Source organism: Kitasatospora sp. NPDC094016, assembly GCF_040304045.1.
GTDB lineage: Bacteria > Actinomycetota > Actinomycetes > Streptomycetales > Streptomycetaceae > Kitasatospora.
Genome location: NZ_JBEOUK010000016.1, coordinates 71,779 through 92,987 on the forward strand (window position 1 = coordinate 71,779; position 21,209 = coordinate 92,987).

The window sequence follows — 21,209 nt, forward strand, 5'->3', positions numbered from 1 at the left end:
TCCTCCCATGACCGCGACTACCGGCCGCCGCCTGCTCCTGGTGCACGCCCACCCCGACGACGAGTCGATCGGCAACGGCGCCACCATGGCCCGGTACGCCGCCGAGGGCGCCCAGGTCACCCTGGTGACCTGCACCCTCGGCGAGGGCGGCGAGGTGATCCCGCCCGGGCTGGCCCATCTGACGGCCGATCGGGACGGCACCCTCGGCGCGTACCGGATCGGCGAGCTGACCGCGGCGATGCGCGCGCTCGGCGTCACCGACCTCCGCTTCCTCGGCGGCCCGGGCCGCTACCGCGACTCCGGGATGATGGGCCTGCCCGACAACGACGTGCCCGGCTGCTTCTGGCGGGCCGACGTCGACGAGGCGGCCGGCCACCTGGTCGCGGTGGTCCGCGAGGTCCGGCCGCAGGTCCTGGTCACCTACGACGAGAACGGCGGCTACGGGCACCCGGACCACATCCAGGCGCACCGGGTCGCGATGCGCGCGTACGAGCTGGCGGCCGATCCGGCGCACCGCCCGGAGCTGGGCCCGGCCTGGCGGATCGCCAAGGTGTACTGGAACCGGATGCCCCGCTCGGTGATCGAGGCCGGGCTCGCCGAGACCGCCGCCCGGGCGCCCTTCCCCGGGACGGCCCGGCCGGCCGACGTTCCCGGGGTGGTGGCCGACGAGGTGGTCACCACCGTGCTGGACGGCTCCGCGTACGCCGGGCGCAAGGCCGCCGCGATGGCCGCGCACGCCACTCAGATCACCGTGGACGGCGCCTTCTTCGCGCTCTCCAACGACCTCGGCCAGCCGCTGGTCGCCACCGAGTACTACCAGCTGGTACGCGGCCAGGCCGGGCCGGAGCGGCCCGAGGACGACCTGTTCGCGGGCCTGTCGCCCGCCGCCGACCCGCTGCCCACCACCGCCACCGCCACCGCCACCGCCACCGCCGAGGAGAGCGTCCGATGACCGAGCCCGCCGCCGCCCGGCCGCCGCGCCGCTCGTTCCCGGCGGCCGTCCTCGGCACCCGGGAGGAGCGGCTGGCCGAGCCTCAGCCCCCGCGCGCCGCCCGGATCGCGGCCTACGCACTGTTCTTCCTGCTGGGTGTCGCGGTGTCGGTCTGCGGATCCTTTGTGCAGGCCTTGTGGCCGCCCGTGGGGGTCCTGCTGGCGCTCGCCGCGACCGGCGCCACCTTCTACGGCGGACTGCGGGTCACCGGCACCCGGCTGGGCGCGGCACTGCCCGCGGCCGGCTGGTTCATGGCGATGCTGCTGGTGATCGTGCCCCGGCCGGAGGGCGACAACGTGCTGTGGTCCAACGCCACCTCGCTCGGCTGGCTGTTCGGCGGCTCGGTCCTGGGCGTGATCTGCGCCACCCTGCCGACCCGCGGCAGCTGGTTCCCGGGCGTGCCCGGCCCGCCGCGCTGAACCCGCCCGCGGGGCACGTACGGCACCGCGCACGACGCGCAGTCAGGAGCGCGCGGCCGTACTCTCATACCGGAGGAACCGGACGTATCAGGATCTGTCCGAAGCCGTTCGCCGCTCTGTTCTTCCCAGTATGGTGGTCCCGCAGAACGCCGTACCCGACCGCCGCCCGCCCAGGCCCGGCGACCACGAACCGCGGTCGCGCCGCACGGCCCGCCCGCGAACCCGGAGCAGAGCAGCATTGAGCAGCCGCGAATCTGACAACGCCCACCCGACGCCCCGGCGTACGGGTCCGGACGCCTACCCGTCGGGCACCCCGCCCTACGGCACACCGGGGCTCCCGGGCGGCGACCGGGCCGGTGCCGCCCAGGGCGCCGCGTCGGGCGGCGAGGACGACGGCCCGAAGACCGAGACCACCCTGACGACCCGGGTCCGGATCAACATCCCCGGGTCGCGTCCGATCCCGCCGGTCGTGGTCCGCAGCACCGTCAAGAACGAGGACGGCCCGGGCGAGGAGGCCCCGGCGGCCTCCCCCGAGCCGGGCGGCCCGCGGCACCGGTCCGCGCCCTCCTCCCCCGTCCTCGGGGTGATGGAGGGCGGCGCCCGCACGGCCACCCCGCCGGAGCTGCCGCCGGAGTGGCAGGTCCCGCCGATCCCGCCGGCGACGTCCGAGGCCGAGTCCACCGGCGCCTGGTTCAGGCCCCGGCAGAAGAAGGCCGAGCCGGCGCCGACCGCCGTACCGGCCGGCGCCCCGAGCGCGCCGGAGGCCCCGGTCGCGCCCGCCGCCGCCGAGCCCCGGCCGACGGCCGCCCCGGCCCCCGGCGCCCACCCGAACGGTGCCCGCCCCGCCCAGGGCGCGGCCGGTCCGAACGGCCGACCGGTGCCCGCCCAGGCCCCGAACCCGGCCCCGAACCCGAACGGTGCGCCGTTCCCCGCCGGCCCCGGTGCGCAGGTCCCGGCGGAGGAGCCCGGCGTGTACGAGGCCGCCTCCCCCTTCGCGCCGCCCACCGCCGACCCGTTCGCCCCGATGGCGCCCACCGCCGGAGCCCGCGGCCGGCGCGACGACCGCCCGCAGCAGGACGCCCAGCAGAACGGCGGCCAGCAGAACGGCGGCCGGCGCAACGGCCGGCAGTCCGACGGACGGCCGCAGCAGGGCCCGCACCCGGGTGCCCGCCCGCAGGGCCCGGCGGCCGGCGCGACGGATCCGGAGGACACCTCGGTCGACGGCTTCGAGCCGATCCGCGAGGGCACCCTGCCGCCCGCCGCCATACCGGGCCTGCCGCAGAACGGCGCCGCGCACAACGGCGAAGCCCGCCCGCAGCCCGGCCTGTTCGCCTCGGCCCCGGCCGGTGCCGACCCGTTCGCCGCCCAGCGCCCCGCCGCACCGGGCCAGGACGCCTTCACCCACCCGGCCCCCGGCGGGCTCTTCCCCGGCGCCCCCGGTACCGCCCCCGGGCACCCGCAGCAGCCCGGACCGGACCCGGAGGCCACCGAGCTCACCCCGCTGCCGACGCCCGCCCCGGGCCCCCGGCCCGCACCGCAGCCGGCCAGGACCGAGTCCGCGCCCGCGCCCGCGCCCGCGCCCGCGCCCGCCAAGACCAAGGGCAAGGCCAAGCCGAAGGCCAGCGCCGGCAAGAAGCTGGTCAAGCTGGGCGTGTACGGCGTCGGCTTCGTGCTGTTCCTCGGCGCCGCCGCGTACGGCACCGGCCTGATGCTCAACCAGTCCGACATCCCCAAGGGCACCGTGGTGCTCGGCACCGACATCGGCGGCAACAGCCGTGACCAGGCGATCCACCAGCTGGACGAGACCGTCGGCAAGACCGGCCAGCAGCCGCTCAAGCTGAAGGTCGGCGACCAGGCGCTGAACCTCGACCCGACCGTCGCCGGGCTGAGCTTCGACACCACGGGCACCGTGGACGGCCTCGCCCAGCACAGCTACAGCCCGGTCGACGTCATCAAGTCGCTGAAGGGCGGCACCAAGGCGGTCGCACCGGACGTCAAGGTGGACCGGGCCAAGCTCAAGGCAGCCCTGGACACCCTGGCCTCCGGCTCGGGCCAGGGCCTCCAGGAGGGCTACGTCAAGTTCGCCGACAACGGCGACCCGCTCGTGGTGCCCGGCCGGGCCGGCCAGGCCATCGACTCGGCGAGCGCCCTCGACGTGGTCGAGCAGGCCTACCGCGACCGCGCCGCCGGCAAGCCCGAGCAGCCGATCGCGCTCGCCGTCACGGCCGCCCAGCCCAAGGTCTCCCCGCAGGCCCTGCAGGCCGCCGCGGACAGCCTCGGCAAGTCCGCGCTCAACGGCAACGTGTACGTCGTGGCCGGCGCCAAGAAGTGGATCTTCGGCAAGCAGGTCGCCGCCAAGACGCTCACCCTCGTCCCGGACGCCTCCGGCAAGATCGTGCCCAAGTGGGACCTCGACGCGCTGAACGGCCAGCTGGGCAGCGTGTTCGACAAGGTGAAGGTCAAGAAGAACGGCCAGACCGCCGCGATCACCCCGCAGGACGTCGCGGACGCCGTCACCTCGCTGCTCGACAAGACCGGCGAGAAGGACCGCACCTTCAAGTTCACCGTCGCCTGAGCAACGACCGCACCGATCGGGGGCGGGCCGGCATCCGGCCCGCCCCTCGACAACTCCCCCTCCCGGTCAGCAAGATGTGACGCCACACCTTCCGCCACAGCCACCTCGGGGAGCACGCCGATGAGCCGCCGCCTCCAGTACCGGACGGCCCTGCTCGCCGGTCTCACCGCCCTGTCGCTCTCGCTGACGCTCTGTTCGTGCGCCTCCGGCCAGGGCGGCGCCGCCGCGGACGGGCCGTCCGCCACCGGGGCCCCCAAGCTCACCTCGATCGACGTCAACCCGCGCGAGCGCTCCCAGCTGCGCCAGGGCGGCACCCTGCACCTGGCGATCGCCCAGTTCTCCCGCCAGTGGTCGCCGATCCAGACCGACGGCAGCGAGTCCTCGACGATCAGCGTCAGCAAGCCGCTGCTGCCGACCTTCTTCCGCTCCGACGCGGCCGGCACCCAGACCGTCAACCCGGCCTACCTGCAGGACGCCCACGCGGAGCTGCGGGACGGCCGGCAGGTCGTCGTCTGGACGCTCAACCCGAAGGCCCACTGGTCCGACGGCACCCCGATCACCTGGCGCGACCTCGAAGCCAACTGGCGCGCGCTGAACGGGAAGGACCCGGCCTACCGGCCCGCCAGCAACACCGGCTTCGAACAGGTCTCCTCGGTCGAGCGGGGCAAGGACGACTTCCAGGCGGTGATGACCTTCGACCGGCCGTTCTCCGAGTGGCAGTCGATGTTCAACGGCGCCGCCAACGCCCCGCTGCTGCCCGCGAGCCGGCTCGCCACCCCGGAGCTGTTCAACTCCGCCTACCTGGACGCGATCCCGGTCACCGCCGGCCCGTTCAAGGTCGAACGGCTGGACCGCGCCGCCCAGACCATCACCCTGGTCGCCGACCCCGCCTGGTGGGGCGACAAACCGCTGCTGGACCGGATCGTCTTCCACGCCATGCTGCCCAACGCCATGGCCCCCGCCTTCGCCAAGGGCGAGATCGACCTCTTCAACAACGGCCCGGACGTCGCCGGCTACCAGATCATCAAGAGCACCAAGGGCGCGGCCGTCCGCCGGGCCGGCGGGCCCGACTTCCGCCAGCTCACCCTCAACGCCCGCACCCCGGCGCTCAGCGACGCGACCGTCCGCCAGGCCGTCTTCCAGGCCATCAACCGGGACGCCGTCATCCGCTCCGACCTGAACGGCCTGGACTGGCCCGCCGCCCCGCTCAACAACCACCTGCTGGTCGCCAACCAGAACGCCTACCGGGACAACTCCCTCGGGCTCAGCCGCTACGACCCCGCCGAGGCCGCCCGCAAGCTGGACGCGGCCGGCTGGCGGCTCGACGGCGACGTCCGCAAGCGCAACGGCCGCGAGCTGAACCTGCGGATGGTCATCCCGGCCGGCGTCACCCAGGCGCAGAGCGAGGCCGACAGCGCCACCAGGACGCTCAAGGACATCGGCGTCAAGGTCACCACGGTCACCGCCGCCGCCAACGAGTTCTTCGACAAGTACGTCAACCGCGGCGACTTCGACATCACCGCCTACTCGCTGCTCGGCACGCCCTTCCCGGCCAGCGGCAACCGCGCCGACTTCGTCCAGAACGGCGGCACCAACCACGTCGGCGCGGGCAGCCCGGCCGTGGACGCCGCCCTCGACCGGGCCGCCGCCGCACCCGACGCGGCCACCGCCTCCGAGGCGATCAACCAGGCCGACGGCGAGCTGTGGAAGGTGGCCGGCGTGCTGCCGCTCTACCAGCGCCCGCAGCTGTACGGCGCCCGCGCCGACCTCGCCAACATCGGCGCCCAGGGGCTGTCCGACATCGTCTGGGAGAACGTCGGCTTCGAGCGGTAGGCGACGGCTGCGCCTCGACGCCCTCAGCCGTGCAGGGTCTCCCGCCAGAAGTGGCAGGCGCTGCGACGGCCGGGCAGCTCGGCCCCCTCGGCGTCCACCATCGGCACCAGCGGCGGGAGTTCGGTCAGGCAGCGGTCCTGCACCCGGTCGCAGCGCGGGTTGAAGGCGCAGCCCTGCGGGATCTTCAGGAGGCTGGGCGGCAGGCCCTTGATGGCGTGGAGGTTCTGCCCCTTCTGGTCCAACCGGGGGATCGAGTCGAGCAGGCCCCGGGTGTACGGGTGGGCGGGGCGCGCGTACAGGTCGCGCACCGGGGCCGTCTCGACGATCCGGCCCGCGTACATCACCGCGATCGTGTCCGCGACGTCGGCGACCACGCCGAGGTCGTGGGTGATCAGGATCAGCCCCATGTGGAACTCGTGCTGCAACTCGGCCAGCAGGTCCATCACCTGGGCCTGCACGGTGACGTCCAGCGCGGTGGTGGGCTCGTCCGCGATGATCAGGTCCGGCTCCATGGAGAGCGCCATGGCGATCATGATGCGCTGGCGCATGCCGCCGGAGAACTGGTGCGGGTAGTCGCCGACGCGCTGCCTGGCCGCCGGGATCCGCACCCGGTCCATCAGCTCGATGGCCCGCTCCCTGGCCTCCTTGCGGCTGGCGCCGCGGTGCACCTGGAACATCTCGCCGAGCTGGTAGCCCACGCTGAGCACCGGATTGAGCGAGGACAGGGCGTCCTGGAAGATCATCGCGATCTTCTGGCCCCGGACGAACCGCCGGGCCCTGGAGCCCATGGCCAGCAGGTCCTCGCCGCGGTAGAGGATCCGCCCGCCGGTGATCCGCCCGGGCGGCGTGTCCAGGATGCCCATGATCGCCTGCGCGGTCACCGACTTGCCCGAACCGGACTCGCCCAGCACCGCCAGCGTCTCCCCGGCCGACACCGAGTAGCTCACCCCGTTGACGGCCCTGGCCACGCCGTCCCGGGTACGGAACTCGACGTGCAGGTCGTCGACCTCCAGCAGCGGGGTTCCGGGCACCAGGTTCTCCCGACCGCCGCCGATCACCTCCACCATGTCCATCCGAGCAGCCCTCCCCCAGCGCAGCCACGAGCACCTGTACGCGCAGAGCAACTATCAACGACCCGACCCCACTTGCGGAATCGCGCGGCACGTCTCTTTTCCATCACGAGAAAGGGCGCACCCCCGGTGCGGGGGCGCGCCCTGGGTCCCGCGAGCCGCTAGCCGGGCTCGGTGTCGCCCTGCCCGACCTCGCGCTCCGCAGCACTCCGTCCGACCTCGCGCTCCGCAGCACTCCGTCCGATCTCGCGCTCCGCAGCGAAGTGACACGCCGACTCGTGCCGAGCCGCCCCGCTCAGCCAGGACGGCGAGGCGAGCAGCGGGATCTCGGCCGCGCAGCGGTCCTCCGCCTTCCAGCAGCGGGTGCGGAAGCGGCAGCCGGACGGCGGGTTGGCCGGCGAGGGCACGTCCCCGGTGAGCACGATCCGGTCCCGCGACTCCCGGGCCGTCGGGTCCGGCACGGGGACGGCGGAGAGCAGCGCCTGGGTGTACGGGTGGGTGGCGTGGTCGTAGATCTCGGCGTCGCTGCCGATCTCGACCATCTTGCCGAGGTACATCACGCCGACGCGGTCGGAGATGTGCCGGACGATGGAGAGGTCGTGCGCGATGAACATGTACGAGAGGTTGAACTCCCCCTGCAGCTTGTCCAGCAGGTTGATCACCTGCGCCTGCACCGACACGTCCAGCGCGGAGACCGGCTCGTCGCAGATGATGATCTCCGGCCTGAGCGCCAATCCCCTTGCGATGCCGATGCGTTGGCGCTGCCCGCCGGAGAACTGGTGCGGATAGCGGTTGATGTACTCGGGGTTGAGCCCGACCACGTCCAGCAGGTCCTGGACGGCCTTGCGGCGGTCCCCCTTGGGCGCCACCTCGGGGTGGATCTCGAAGGGCTCCCCGATGATGTCGCCGACCGTCATGCGCGGGTTCAGCGAGGTGTACGGGTCCTGGAACACCATCTGGATGTTGCGGCGGACGGCCTTCAGCGCCGACCCGGACAGCCTGGAGATCTCCTCGCCCTTGTAGCGGACCGATCCCCCGGTGGCCGGCTCCAGGTTCATCAGCACCTTGGCCAGCGTGGACTTCCCGCAGCCGGACTCGCCGACGACGCCCAGCGTCTCGCCCTGCCTCAGGTCGAAGGAGACCCCGTCGACGGCCTTCACGGCGCCGACCTGCTTCCTGAACAGCACGCCCCTGGTCAGCGGGAAGTGCTTGACCAGGTCCCGGACTTCGAGGATCGGCTCGCCGCGCGGCACCTCCTGGGCGAAGGCGACCCCCTCCGGCACCGCGGCGCCCAGTGCGCTGGACCCGTTACCGGCCATGGAGGGTCTCCTTCCAGAAGAAGCAGGCGCTGCCCCGCCCGGCCAGCGGGGCGCCGTCGTCCTCGGTGACCGGGTACAGCTCCGGCACCTCGGCCCGGCAGCGGTCCTGCGCCCGCGGGCAGCGCGGGTTGAAGGCGCAGCCCTGGGGGATCCGCAGCAGGTTGGGCGGCAGGCCCTTGATGGCGTAGAGCTCCTGGCCCTTCTGGTCCAGCCGCGGGATGGAGTCCAGCAGGCCGCGGGTGTACGGGTGGGCGGGGCGCGCGTACAGGTCGTGCACCGGGGCGGTCTCGACGATCCGGCCGGCGTACATCACGGCGATCTTGTCGGCGACGTCGGCGACCACGCCGAGGTCGTGGGTGATCAGGATCAGGCCTATGTTGTACTCGGCCTGGAGCTCCGCGAGCAGGTCCATCACCTGCGCCTGTACGGTGACGTCCAGTGCGGTGGTGGGCTCGTCCGCGATGATCAGGTCCGGTTCCAGGGCCAGCGCCATGGCGATCATGATGCGCTGGCGCATGCCGCCGGAGAACTGGTGCGGGTAGTCGTTCACCCGCTGCTTGGCCGCCGGGATCCGCACCCGGTCCATCAGTTCGACGGCCCTGTCCTTGGCCTCCTTGCGGGACGCCCCCCGGTGGGCGCGGAACATCTCGCCGAGCTGGAAGCCCACGCTGAGCACCGGATTGAGCGAGGACAGCGCGTCCTGGAAGATCATCGCGATCTTCTGGCCGCGGATCCTGCGCCGCTCCTCGTTGCCCATCTTCAGCATGTCCCGGCCGCGGAAGCGGATCTCCCCGCGCGGGATCCGGGCCGGCGGCATGTCCAGGATGCCCATGATCGCCTGCGCGGTCACCGACTTGCCCGAACCGGACTCGCCGAGCACCGCGAGCGTCTCCCCCGCCCGGACGCTGTAGTCGACCCCGTTGACCGCCTTGGCCACGCCGTCCCGGGTGACGAACTCGACGTGCAGGTCGCGGACGTCGAGCAGCGGCCCCTCGTACGAGGCGGCCCGCTCGGACCTGCCGGCGTCCACAGCTGTACTCACGTTGCGCTCCCCTCGCTCAGCGAAGCTTCGGGTCGAGGGCGTCGCGCACCGCGTCGCCCAGCATGATGAAGGCCAGCACGGTGACGGAGAGCGCCACGGCCGGGAAGAACAGCACGTACGGCGCCGTCCGGATCACCTTCTGGGCGGAGGAGATGTCGATGCCCCAGGAGATGGTCGGGTCCTGCAGTCCGATGCCGAGGAAGCTCAGCGTCGCCTCGGTGGCGATGTAGCCGCCGAGCGCGATGGTGGCGACGACGATCACGGGGGCGATGGCGTTCGGCAGGATGTGCCGGAACATCAGCCGCCCCGTCCCGGCGCCGAGCGCCCGGCCGGCCACCACGTAGTCGGACTGTTTGACGGTCAGCACGGCGCCGCGCATGACGCGGGCGATCTGGGTCCAGCCGAGGAAGGCCAGCGCGATGACCACGCTCCACACCGTGCGGGTGGTGAAGGCGTTCAGCAGCACCAGGGCGCCGAGCAGCAGCGGGAGGCCGAAGAAGATGTCGGTGATCCGGGAGATCACCGCGTCGACGGCGCCGCCGAAGTAGCCGGCGACCATGCCGGCCAGTCCGCCGAGCACGGTGACCGACAGGGTCACGCAGATGCCGACGGTGATCGAGGCGCGGGCGCCGTACACCACCCGGGCGTAGATCGACCGGCCCTGCCCGTCGTAGCCGAACCAGCCGGCGCCGAAGAAGTCCGTCCAGTTCGGCCGCCTGAGGTAGTCGTGGATCAGGTCGGCCTTGCGCGGGTCGGCGTCGGTGAACGCCCAGGGGAAGATCGCCATGACGACCAGCAGCAGGATCAGCACGGCGGAGATCAGGAAGATCGGCCGCCGGCGCAGGTCCCGCCAGGCGTCGCCCCAGAGGCTGCGGGCCTCCTCCCGCTTGGCCGGGTCGGGCTCGACCAGGGTCTCCTGCTCGACCGCCATTCCCTGCTCCCCGGCGTAGTCGAGGCGCGAGACCCCGGGCTTGGGGCGCGGCTCGTACGAGTTCTCGTCGTGGACGTCAGGCATAGCGGATCCTCGGGTCCAGGACCGCGTAGAGCAGGTCGACGAGCAGGCTGGCGACCAGGTAGACGATCACCAGGACGGTCACGATGCCGACCACGGTGGGGCCTTCCTTCTGGTTGATCGCCCGGTACAGGACGTTGCCGACGCCCTGCACGTTGAAGATGCCCTCGGTGACGATGGCCCCGCCCATCAGGGCGCCGAGGTCGGTGCCGAGGAAGGTGACCACCGGGATCAGCGAGTTGCGCAGCAGGTGGCGGGAGATGACGGTCCGCCGGGGCAGCCCCTTGGCGACCGCCGTGCGGATGTAGTCGGCCCGCAGGTTCTCGCCGATGGACGTCCGGGTGAGCCGGGCGACGTACGCGAGCGAGAGCGAGCCCAGCACGATCGCAGGCAGGATCAGCTGGGAGAGGTCGGTGGAGTCCTGCACCGTCGGGGTGACCCAGCCGAGGTTGGTGGCGAAGATCGTCTGCGCGATGTAGGCCAGCACGAAGACCGGGATCGAGATCACCACCAGGGTGAGGATCAGCACCAGGGTGTCCTGGATGCTGCCGCGCCGGAGGCCGGAGGCCATGCCCAGGGCGAGGCCGAGGACCACTTCGAAGACGAAGGCCATCAGCGCGAGCCGGATGGTGACCGGGAAGGCGGTCGCCATGATCTCGGAGACGGGGCGGCCGGTGAAGCTCGTCCCGAAGTCCCCCTGGAAGAGGTTCCCCATGTAGTGCAGGTACTGCTTCCAGACCGGCTGGTCCAGGAAGTACTTGTGTTTGATGCTGGCCACGATGGCCGGGTCGGCGGCCTTCTCGCCGAACAGCGCCGACACCGGGTCGCCCGGCAGCGTGTAGACCATCAGGAAGATCAGCAGCGTGGTGCCGAAGAACACCGGGATCATCTGCAGCACCCGCCGCAACACGTAACTGCCCATCCGAGCCTCCTTCCTAGACGTGCCCTGGGTGCACGGCCGGCCGGGGACGGTCGGCCGGGAGGGCCGGGCCCCGCCCTCCGTGCGGGAAGGGCGGGGCCGGCGCGAGGGGTCGGGGGATCAGCCCTTGACCTCGACCTGGGTCCAGGCCGGGTTGCCGAAGGAGTCGAACTTCACGTTCTGCACCTTGGTCGAGTAACCCGAGTTGGTGCGGTAGTACCAGAGCGGGATCGCCGGCATCCCGCTCGGCAGCACCGCCTCGGCCTGCTGGTAGCCGGTCACCGTGTCGGCGACGCTGGCGGCCTCGTCGGCCTTGGTGGCCGCCTGGTCGAACTGCGGGTTGCTGTAGCCGAAGTCGTTGGACGCGGCGCCGGTGCGGTACACGTCGGACAGGAAGTTGGCGTTCAGCGGGTAGTCCTGCACCCAGCCGGTGCGGAAGGCGCCGTTGAGCTGGTGGGAGGTGATCGCGGCGCGGGCGGTCTTGAAGTCGGGCTTCGGGTCGCCGAGGCACTCGACGCCGGTGCTCTGCCGGATCGAGTTGCAGACCGCGTCGACCCACTCCTTGTGGCCGCCGTCGGAGTTGTAGGTGATCAGCAGCTTGTTGCCGGGGACTCCGCCGCCGTCGCTGATCAGCTGCTTGGCCTTGGCGGGGTCGAACGTGCAGAAGTCGCCGCAGGCGCCGTCCTTGTAGCCCTCGACGCCCTCGGCCACCCAGGCGGTGGCCGGCTTGCGGGAGTTCTGCAGCACCGTCTTGGTGATGGTGTCGCGGTCGATCGCCATCGACAGGCCCTGGCGCACCTTGGCCTTGTCGGGCGCGGCCCAGTCGGCTTGGTAGAGGGTGAAGCCGATGTTCTGGATGGCGCCCTGCGGGGCGTCGATCGCCCGGTCGCCGAGGTCGCTCTTGTACGTCGCCAGCGCGGACGGCGGCACCTGGTCCATCACGTCCAGATTGCTGGACTGCAGGTCGGCGTAGGCGGCCTCGGACGTGGTGTACATCTTGAAGACGATGCCGCCGTTCTTCGGCTTGTCGACGCCCTGGTAGTCCGGGAAGGCCTTGGTGACGACCTCGGTGTTGTGGTTCCAGCTGACGAACTGGTAGGGGCCGTTGCCCACCGGCTTCTGCCCGTACCCGGTCGGGTCGTTGAAGAAGGCGTCCGGCAGCGGGGAGAAGGCGATGTAGCCGAGCTTGTACTCGAAGTACGAGACCTTGTTGCTGAGCTTGACGGTGAAGTGCAGGTCGTCGACCACGGTCAGGCCGGACATCTTGGTCGCGGTCGGCTGGCCGCCGGCGGGGTGGACGTCCTGGTAGCCCTCGATGTCGGAGAACCAGGAGCTGTTGATCTGGTTGTTGCTGGTGGTCGCGCTCCAGTTCCAGGAGTCCACGAAGTTCTTGGCGTGCACCGGCGTGCCGTCGTGGAACTTCCAGCCGTCCTTCAGCGTGACGTCGAAGGTCTGGGAGTCACTGGTGTCGATCTTGTCGGCGACCTGCATCCGGATCTTGGCGGTGGCGGGGTCGTAGTCGACCAGCCCCTTGAAGAGGTTCTGGATGATGCGACCACCGCCGACCTCGTTCGCGTTGGCGGGCTGCAGCGGGTTCTGCGGCTCACTGCTCTGGTAGCTGAAGCTCTTGCTGCTGTCCGGCGAGCTGTTGCTGCTTGCGCCGCCGCCGCTGCACCCGGTGGCCACCAGGGCCACGGATGTCGCAGCGGCGAGGACCCAGCGAGCACGGGCGGCTACGGGCATGGTGGTCCCTCCTCGTGGTGTGTGTCGCATCACACCCCATGAGAAGCGCGCCCGGCTGACGGCGCGAGTCAGGTGCACCCGGACGGGTGCACCGACCGCCCCGTGAGTTGACGGAACGACGGAAGGGCCCGCGGCACGAAGCCACGGGCCCTTCCGGGGATGCCACGGGGAGTCAGGCGGCGGCCGGCTCCCGGACCTCGGCGAAGTGACAGGCCGACTCGTGCGCGGCCGGGCCCTTCAGCACCGAGGGCACCGCGAGCAGCGGGATCTCCTCGGCGCAGCGGTCCTCCGCCTTCCAGCAGCGGGTGCGGAAGCGGCAGCCGGACGGCGGGTTGGCCGGCGAGGGGATGTCACCGGTCAGGATGATCCGGTCGCGGTTCTCGCGCGCCGTCGGGTCCGGCACCGGCACCGCGGAGAGCAGCGCCTGGGTGTACGGGTGGGTGGCGTTGTCGTAGATCTGCTCGTCGGTGCCGATCTCGACCATCTTGCCGAGGTACATCACGCCGACGCGGTCGGAGATGTGCCGGACGATGGAGAGGTCGTGCGCGATGAACATGTACGACAGGCCGAAGTCGCCCTGCAGCTTCTCCAGCAGGTTGATCACCTGCGCCTGGACGGACACGTCCAGGGCGGAGACCGGCTCGTCGCAGATGATGATCTCGGGCTTGAGCGCGAGACCGCGGGCGATGCCGATGCGCTGGCGCTGACCGCCGGAGAACTGGTGCGGGTACCGGTTGATGTACTCCGGGTTCAGACCCACTACGTCCAGCAGGTCCTGGACGGCCTTGCGGCGGTCGCCCTTGGGCGCCACCTCGGGGTGGATCTCGAACGGCTCCCCGATGATGTCGCCGACCGTCATGCGCGGGTTCAGCGAGGTGTACGGGTCCTGGAACACCATCTGGATGTTGCGGCGGACGGCCTTGAGGGCCTGGCCGGACAGCTTGGAGATGTCCTCGCCCTTGAACAGCACCTGGCCGGAGGTGGCCCGCTCCAGGTTCATCAGCACCTTGGCCAGCGTGGACTTGCCACAGCCGGACTCGCCGACGATGCCGAGCGTCTCGCCCTTCGCCAGCTCGAAGGAGATGCCGTCGACCGCCTTGACCGCGCCGACCTGCTTCTTGAAGAGGATGCCCTGGCTCAGCGGGTAGTGCTTGACCAGGTCCTTGACCTCCAGGATGGGCTCAGCCATGGAGGGTCTCCTTCCAGAGGTGGCACGCGCTGCGGCGGCCGGTGAGCTCCTTGCCGTCCTTGTCGGTCACCTGGTGCAGCGCCGGGATCTCCGTGCGGCACAGGTCGGTGGCGACGTCACAGCGGGGGTTGAACGCGCAGCCGGTCGGGACCTTCAGCAGGTTCGGGGGCAGGCCCTTGATCGCGTACAGCTCCTGGCCCTTCTGGTCCAGGCGCGGGATGGAGCGGAGCAGGCCCTTGGTGTACGGGTGCGCCGGGTTGGCGTACAGGTCGTGCACCGGGGCGGTCTCGACGATCCGGCCGGCGTACATCACGGCGATCTTGTCCGCGACGTCGGCGACCACGCCGAGGTCGTGGGTGATCAGGATCAGGCCCATGTTGTACTCGGCCTGGAGCTCCGCGAGCAGGTCCATCACCTGGGCCTGGACGGTGACGTCCAGGGCGGTGGTGGGCTCGTCCGCGATGATCAGGTCGGGCTGCATCGAGAGCGCCATGGCGATCATGATGCGCTGGCGCATGCCGCCGGAGAACTGGTGCGGGTAGTCGCCGACGCGCTGCCTGGCGGCCGGGATGCGCACCCGGTCCATCAGCTCGATGGCCTTCTCCTTGGCGTCCTTCTTGGAGGCGCCCTGGTGCACCCGGAACATCTCGCCGAGCTGGTAGCCCACGCTGAGCACGGGGTTGAGCGAGGACAGCGCGTCCTGGAAGATCATCGCGATCTTCTGGCCGCGGATCCTGCGCCGCTCCTCGTTGCCCATCGTGAGCATGTCCTGGCCGCGGTACAGGATCTCGCCCTGCGTCACCTTGCCGGGCGGCATGTCCAGGATGCCCATGATGGTCTGGGCGGTCACGGACTTGCCGGAGCCGGACTCTCCGAGCACGGCGAGCGTCTCGCCGGCCGCGACGGAGTAGTTGACGCCGTTCACGGCCTTCGCGATGCCGTCCCGGGTGTGGAACTCCACGTGGAGGTTCTTGACCTCCAGCAGCGGGGTGCCAACTTCGAGTCGGCCGCTCTTCTGGTTGTTGTTCTCGATCACGGTGGTCATCGGGTCGTCACCTCTTCTCTCAGCGGAGCTTCGGGTCGAGGGCGTCGCGCACCGCGTCGCCGAGCATGATGAAGGCCAGAACCGTGAGGCTCAGCATTCCGGCGGGGAAGAACAGGGCGAACGGAGCGGTCCGGATCACCTTCTGGGCGGTGTTGATGTCGATGCCCCAGGAGATGGTCGGGTCCTGCAGTCCGATGCCGAGGAAGCTCAGCGTCGCCTCGGTGGCGATGTAGCCGCCGAGCGCGATGGTGGCGACGACGATCACGGGGGCGACCGCGTTCGGCAGGATGTGCTTCCACAGGATCCGGCTGGTGCCGGCGCCGAGCGCCTTGGCCGCCGTCACGAAGTCGGACTGCTTGATGGTGATGACCGAACCGCGCATGACACGGGTCATCTGGGTCCAGCCCAGGGCGACCAGTGCGAACACCACGCTCCAGATGGTGCGCGAGGTGAAGGCGTTGAGGATCACCAGGGCGCCGAGCAGCAGCGGGATGCCGAAGAAGATGTCGGTGACCCGGGAGATCAGCGTGTCGACCCAGCCACCGAAGTAGCCGGCCAGCATGCCGGTGATGCTGCCGAGGATGGTCACACCCGCGGTGACGCAGATGCCGACGACGACCGAGGCGCGGGCTCCGTAGATCACCCGGGCGTAGATGCTGCGGCCCTGGAGGTCGTAGCCGAACCAGTCGGCCTGGAAGAAGTGGCTGTAGTTCGGCTTCGTCAGGTAGTGCGCGCGCAGGTCGCCGGCACGCGGGTCCGCCGAGGTGAACAGCCCGGGGGCGATCGCGATGATGATCAGCAGCAGGATCAGCAGCGCGGAGATCACGAAGATCGGCTTGCGGCGCAGGTCGTGCCAGGCGTCGGAGCCGAGGCTGCGGGCCTTCTCGGGCTTGGCCGCCGGGGCGTCGGCGCCGCGCTGGGCCGGGATCTCCTCGGCCGTCTTCTTCTCGGTCAGGTCAGGCATAACGGATCCTCGGGTCCAGGACCGCGTAAAGCAGGTCGACGATCAGGCCGGCGGCCAGGTACACGAGCACCAGGAAGGCCACGAAGCCGGAGACCGTCGTGCCCTCCTTCAGGTTGATCGCGTGGAAGAGCGCGTTGCCGACACCCTTGACGTTGAAGATGCCCTCGGTGACGATCGCGCCGCCCATCAGGGCGCCGAGGTCGGTGCCGAGGAAGGTGACCACCGGGATCATCGAGTTGCGGAGCAGGTGGGTGCCGATCACCTTGCGCCGCGGCAGGCCCTTGGCCACCGCGGTGCGGACGTAGTCGGCCTTGATGTTCTCGGCTATGGAAGTACGGGTGAGGCGCGCCACGTACGCCAGCGACAGCGAGCCGAGCACGATGGCCGGCAGCATCAGCTGGGTGATGTCGTTCGAGTCCTGGACGGTCGGCGTGACCCACTTCAGGTCGTCCGCGAAGATCGTCTGGAAGATGAAGCCGAGCACCGGAACCGGGATCGAGATCAGCAGCAGGGTCATGACCAGGGTGCCCTTGTCGAACGCCTTGCCGCGGCGCAGACCGGCGAACAGGCCGACAGAGACGCCCAGCACGATCTCGATCGCGAAGGCCAGCAGCGCCAACCGGACCGTGACCGGCAGCGCCTCGGTGATCACGTCGAGCACCGGCCGTCCGGCCAGGGTGGTTCCGAAGTCACCGGTGAGCAGTTTCCCCATGTAATCGAAGTACTGCCCGTACCACGGCTTGTCGAAGCCCATCTGGTGGGTCAGCGCGGCGAGCTGGGCCGGGTCCGGCGCCTTGTCGCCCCACATCGCTGCCACCGGGTCACCCGGCAGCAAGTGCACCATGACAAAGATGAGCAAGGTCGTTCCGAAGAAGACCGGGATCATCTGGAGCAGTCGCCTCGCGACAAAGCGCCCCATCGTGCCTCCATGTATGACTCTGCCGGGCCCGTCATCCCGGCCAGAGATAAGTCGGCGTGCCAACGGCCGGTGCCAGTCCTCGCCCTTGTGGGGATGGACGGGCACCGGCCGTTGTCACCGGGTCAGGCGGTGCCGACCGATTACTTCTTCTTGACCTCGACGTCGGTGTAGACCGGGTTGCCGAAGGAGTCGAACTTCACGTTCTGGACGTTGTTGGACCAGCCGGAGCTGGTCTTGTAGTACCAGAGCGGGATGGCCGGCATGTCCTTGGCCAGGACGGCCTCGGCCTGCTGGTAGAGCTCCGCGGTCTTCTCGACCGAGGTGGCCGCGTCGGCCTCCTTGGAGAGCTTGTCGAACTCCGGGCTGGAGTAGCCGGCGTCGTTCGCGGCGGCACCGGTGCCGTAGACGTCGCGCAGGAAGTTGGCGTTCAGCGGGTAGTCCTGCACCCAGCCGGTACGCATCATGCTCGACACCTGACGCTTGGTCACCAGGTCGCGCGAGGTCTTGAAGTCGGGCTTCGGGTCACCGAGGCACTCGACGCCGGTGGCCTGGCGGATCGAGTTGCAGACCGCGTCGACCCACTCCTTGTGACCGCCATCGGAGTTGTACAGGATGGTGATCTTGTTACCGGGGACACCGTTGCCCTCGGCGATGAGCTGCTTGGCCTTCGCCGGGTCGTACTTGCAGGCGTCGCCGCAGCTGCCGGCCTTGAAGCCCATGACGCCGGGCGCCACGAACGCGTCGGCGGGCTGACGCGTGCCGTTCAGCACGGTCTTGGTGATGGTGTCACGGTCGATGGCCATCGACAGGCCCTGGCGGACCTTGGCCTTCTCCGGAGCGTTCCAGTCGGCGTTGTACAGCGCGAAGGAGATGTTCTGGATGGCGCCCTGCGGCTGGTCGACCGCGCGCTTGCCCAGGTCGTCCTTGTACTTGGGCAGGTCGGTCGAGTCGACCTGGTCCAGGACGTCGAGGGTGTCCGACATCAGGTCCTTGTACGCGGCCTCACCGGAGGTGTAGTTCCGGAAGACGATGCCGCCGTTCTTGGCCTTGTTGACGCCCGCGTACTTGTCGTAGGCGGCCAGGGTGATGGCCTTGTTGTGCTCCCACGACACGAACTTGTACGGGCCGTTGCCGACCGGCTTCTGGCCGTAGCCCGCCGGGTCGGAGAAGAACCCGGTCGGCAGCGGGTAGAAGGCCGAGTAGCCGAGCTTGTACGTGAAGTACGAGACCGGGCTGGTCAGCTCGATGGTGAAGTGCGTGTCGTCGACGACCTTCAGACCGGACATGGTGTCGGCGGTCGGGTCACCCTTCTCCGGGTGAACGGCCTCGTAGCCGACGATGTCGGAGAACCAGTCCGAGTTGATCTGGTTGTTCTTGGTGTTCGCCGACCAGTTCCAGGAGTCCACGAAGGACTTGGCCGTCACCGGGGTGCCGTCGTGGAAGGTCCAACCGGACTTCAGCGTGACGGTGTAGTTCTTGGCGTCAGTGGTATCGATCTTGTCGGCCACCTGGTTACGCAGGGCGCCGGTGGCGGGGTCGTAGTCGACGAGGCCCTGGAAGAGCTGCTTGACGATGCGGCCGCCCTGGTTCTCCATGGCGTTGGCCGGCTGCAGCGGACGCTGCGGCTCGCCGCTCTGGTAGCTGAACACGCCCTGGGCGTTGACCGCAGCGCCATCGGAGCTGCTCCCACCGGTGGAACCGCCACTGCTACAAGCAGTCGCGGCGAGGGCGACCGCAACAGCTGCGACAACCCACTTGGCCTGGCTCCCACCACGCATCGGTGTGCCTCCTGAATTCGACGTTGCAACGAGGAGGGCACTGCGGACGGGTGTTACCTGGCCCGCTGTGCCGTCCGCGCTCGTGGTTTCGGCGCGCACCCCTGCGCGTCACCCTTGACCCGAGCCTGACTGCACCCACTATCCGTCACGCACGGACACGAAAGTGACCAGTGACGATCTCAATTAGGTCACATGAACAGTCGGTAAGTTTCGAAAACCGGACATAAGAGACATAGCCAGACAGGCACCAAACGGACAGTCGTCATGAATGACGAACTGTCACGTTCGCTCAGCGGACACCTGGGAGTGATGAGCGCTATTCCGTTAATACGCCCGTCGACAACTTGGAGTAGTTGAAAAAGTTCGCCCCCCTCTCCATCGGAAAGGGGGGCGAAGCATTCCGGCCAAAGGCCGGTCAAGCCGTCCGGATCACGCCTTCTTGGCGCGCGAGGCGGTGCGGCCGCGGTCCTTCGCGTCGAGGACGACCTTACGGATGCGAACCGTCTCCGGGGTCACCTCGATGCACTCGTCCTCGCGGCAGAACTCCAGCGACTGCTCCAGCGAGAGCTTGCGCGGCGGGACGATCGACTCGGCCACGTCTGCGTTCGAGGAACGCATGTTGGTGAGCTTCTTCTCCTTGGTGATGTTGACGTCCATGTCGTCGGCGCGCGAGTTCTCGCCGACGATCATGCCCTCGTACACCTCGGTGCCCGGCTCGCAGAAGAGCACGCCGCGCTCCTGGAGGTTGGTCATCGCGAAGGCGGTGACCACGCCGGACCGGTCGGCGACCAGCGAACCGTTGTTGCGGGTCGTCAGGGTGCCGAACCACGGCTCGTGGCCCTCGTGGATCGAGTGCGCGATGCCGGTGCCGCGGGTGCTGGTGAGGAACTCGGTCCGGAAGCCGATCAGACCGCGGGACGGGACGACGAACTCCATCCGGACCCAGCCCGAGCCGTGGTTGGACATGTTGTCCATCCGGCCCTTGCGGACGCCCATGAGCTGCGTGACCGCGCCCATGTGCTCCTCCGGCACGTCCACCGTGAGGCGCTCGACCGGCTCGTGGGTCTTGCCGTTGACCTCCTTGGTGACGACCTGCGGCTTGCCGACGGTCAGCTCGAAGCCCTCGCGGCGCATGGTCTCGATCAGGATGGCCAGCGCCAGCTCACCGCGGCCCTGCACCTCCCAGGCGTCCGGGCGCTCGGTCTCCAGCACGCGCAGCGAGACGTTACCGATCAGCTCGCGGTCCAGGCGGTCCTTCACCTGGCGGGCGGTGACCTTGCGGTCCACCTTGCCGCTGGACTTCGCGTCCGCGCCCTTGCCGCTGCCGCCACGGCCGACCAGCGGCGAGGTGTTGGTGCCGATGGTCATCGAGATGGCCGGCTCGTCCACCGTGATCAGCGGCAGCGCGATCGGGTTCTCCGGGTCGGCGAGGGTCTCGCCGATCATGATCTCGGAGATGCCGGCGACGGCGCAGATGTCACCCGGGCCCGCCACCTCGGCCGGCTTGCGGGTGAGCGCCTCGGTCATCAGCAGCTCGGAGATGCGGACGCTGGAGATGGTGCCGTCGCGCTTGATCCAGGCCACGGTCTGGCCCTTGCGCAGCTCGCCCTGCTCGACGCGCAGCAGCGCGATGCGGCCGAGGAAGTTGTCGGCGTCGAGGTTGGTGACGTGGGCCTGGAGCGGCGCGTCGGCCTCGTACGTCGGGGCCGGGACGTGCTCCAGCAGGGTGGAGAAGAACGGCTCCAGGCTGGTGCTGTCGGCCGGGACGGTGCCGTTCTCCGGCTTGGTCAGCGAGGCGACGCCGTCACGGGCACAGGCGTAGACGATCGGGAACTCGATCTGGTCCTCGTCCGCGTCCAGGTCCAGGAACAGGTCGTAGGTCTCGTTGATGACCTCGTCGATCCGGGAGTCCGGGCGGTCCGTCTTGTTGATGCAGAGGATGACGGGCAGCCGGGCGGTGAGCGCCTTGCGGAGCACGAAGCGCGTCTGCGGCAGCGGACCCTCGGAGGCGTCGACCAGCAGGACGACCGCGTCCACCATCGACAGGCCGCGCTCGACCTCGCCACCGAAGTCGGCGTGGCCCGGGGTGTCGATGATGTTGATGGTGATGGGCGCGCCACCATCCTTCGGGTGGTACTTGACGGCGGTGTTCTTCGCGAGAATGGTGATGCCCTTCTCGCGCTCCAGGTCGTTGGAGTCCATCATCCGGTCGTCCAGGTGCTGGTGGGCGGCGAAGGCGCCGGCCTGCTTCAGCATGGCGTCGACCAGAGTGGTCTTGCCGTGGTCGACGTGGGCGACGATAGCGACGTTGCGGATGTCGTTGCGCGTGGGCATGCCTAGCGGATTCTCCTGGAATCGTGGGTTACGGCGCCCGGCCGCGAGACGCCGACC

At 69.9% G+C, this 21,209-nt stretch carries 16 protein-coding genes; 4 read left to right on the top strand and 12 right to left on the bottom strand.

All coding sequences use genetic code 11. The features are described from left to right. Positions 1-7 precede the first annotated feature (7 nt). The 4 genes from mshB to ABT015_RS17535 all read left to right on the top strand — a co-directional run bounded on the left by mshB (position 8) and on the right by ABT015_RS17535 (position 5,818). Entirely contained in the window at positions 8-952 is a 945-nt protein-coding gene (mshB, locus tag ABT015_RS17520; protein WP_350879917.1) for an N-acetyl-1-D-myo-inositol-2-amino-2-deoxy-alpha-D-glucopyranoside deacetylase, read from the top strand. Next, a complete protein-coding gene (locus tag ABT015_RS17525) occupies positions 949-1,410 on the top strand; it encodes a DUF6113 family protein (RefSeq protein WP_350879918.1) in 462 nt (153 codons plus the stop codon). The genes mshB and ABT015_RS17525 overlap by 4 nt, the downstream gene beginning before the upstream one ends. Before the next feature lie 238 nt (positions 1,411-1,648). Beyond that, entirely contained in the window at positions 1,649-3,985 is a 2,337-nt protein-coding gene (locus ABT015_RS17530) for a peptidoglycan binding domain-containing protein (RefSeq protein ID WP_350879919.1), read from the top strand. Positions 3,986-4,105: 120 nt separating this feature from the next. Continuing rightward, complete coding sequence (locus tag ABT015_RS17535) at positions 4,106-5,818, top strand: ABC transporter family substrate-binding protein (RefSeq protein WP_350879920.1); 1,713 nt, start codon at positions 4,106-4,108, stop codon at positions 5,816-5,818. Between the two features lie 23 nt (positions 5,819-5,841). Here ABT015_RS17535 and ABT015_RS17540 read toward each other — a convergent pair whose 3' ends face one another. From ABT015_RS17540 to typA, 12 genes are all read right to left on the bottom strand, one after another. After that, the gene (locus ABT015_RS17540) at positions 5,842-6,891 is read right to left on the bottom strand and encodes an ABC transporter ATP-binding protein (RefSeq protein ID WP_350879921.1); all 1,050 of its coding nucleotides are present in this window, start codon (positions 6,889-6,891) and stop codon (positions 5,842-5,844) included. 158 nt (positions 6,892-7,049) lie between these two features. Beyond that, positions 7,050-8,207 (bottom strand): ABC transporter ATP-binding protein, encoded by a 1,158-nt coding sequence (locus ABT015_RS17545; RefSeq protein WP_350879922.1) that lies wholly within the window; start codon positions 8,205-8,207, stop codon positions 7,050-7,052. Further along, positions 8,197-9,249 (bottom strand): ABC transporter ATP-binding protein, encoded by a 1,053-nt coding sequence (locus ABT015_RS17550; RefSeq protein ID WP_350879923.1) that lies wholly within the window; start codon positions 9,247-9,249, stop codon positions 8,197-8,199. Before ABT015_RS17550 ends, ABT015_RS17545 begins: the two co-directional genes overlap by 11 nt. A 16-nt stretch (positions 9,250-9,265) precedes the next feature. Next, complete coding sequence (locus ABT015_RS17555) at positions 9,266-10,180, bottom strand: ABC transporter permease (RefSeq protein WP_350880038.1); 915 nt, start codon at positions 10,178-10,180, stop codon at positions 9,266-9,268. A gap of 76 nt (positions 10,181-10,256) precedes the next feature. Further along, complete coding sequence (locus ABT015_RS17560; protein ID WP_063347955.1) at positions 10,257-11,183, bottom strand: ABC transporter permease; 927 nt, start codon at positions 11,181-11,183, stop codon at positions 10,257-10,259. Between the two features lie 117 nt (positions 11,184-11,300). Beyond that, positions 11,301-12,923, bottom strand: a complete 1,623-nt coding sequence (locus tag ABT015_RS17565; RefSeq protein WP_350879924.1) for a peptide ABC transporter substrate-binding protein — start codon at positions 12,921-12,923, stop codon at positions 11,301-11,303. 172 nt (positions 12,924-13,095) lie between these two features. After that, a complete protein-coding gene (locus tag ABT015_RS17570; RefSeq protein WP_350879925.1) occupies positions 13,096-14,112 on the bottom strand; it encodes an ABC transporter ATP-binding protein in 1,017 nt (338 codons plus the stop codon). Further along, positions 14,105-15,157: an ABC transporter ATP-binding protein gene (locus ABT015_RS17575; RefSeq protein WP_350879926.1), complete on the bottom strand. Its 1,053-nt coding sequence runs from the start codon at positions 15,155-15,157 to the stop codon at positions 14,105-14,107. Before ABT015_RS17575 ends, ABT015_RS17570 begins: the two co-directional genes overlap by 8 nt. 19 nt (positions 15,158-15,176) lie before the next feature. Further along, complete coding sequence (locus ABT015_RS17580; protein ID WP_350879927.1) at positions 15,177-16,121, bottom strand: ABC transporter permease; 945 nt, start codon at positions 16,119-16,121, stop codon at positions 15,177-15,179. After that, positions 16,114-17,040 (bottom strand): ABC transporter permease, encoded by a 927-nt coding sequence (locus ABT015_RS17585; protein WP_350879928.1) that lies wholly within the window; start codon positions 17,038-17,040, stop codon positions 16,114-16,116. Before ABT015_RS17585 ends, ABT015_RS17580 begins: the two co-directional genes overlap by 8 nt. A 140-nt stretch (positions 17,041-17,180) precedes the next feature. Further along, complete coding sequence (locus ABT015_RS17590; protein ID WP_350879929.1) at positions 17,181-18,818, bottom strand: peptide ABC transporter substrate-binding protein; 1,638 nt, start codon at positions 18,816-18,818, stop codon at positions 17,181-17,183. A 429-nt stretch (positions 18,819-19,247) separates the two neighbouring features. Beyond that, complete coding sequence (typA, locus tag ABT015_RS17595) at positions 19,248-21,152, bottom strand: translational GTPase TypA (RefSeq protein WP_350879930.1); 1,905 nt, start codon at positions 21,150-21,152, stop codon at positions 19,248-19,250. Positions 21,153-21,209 lie beyond the last annotated feature (57 nt).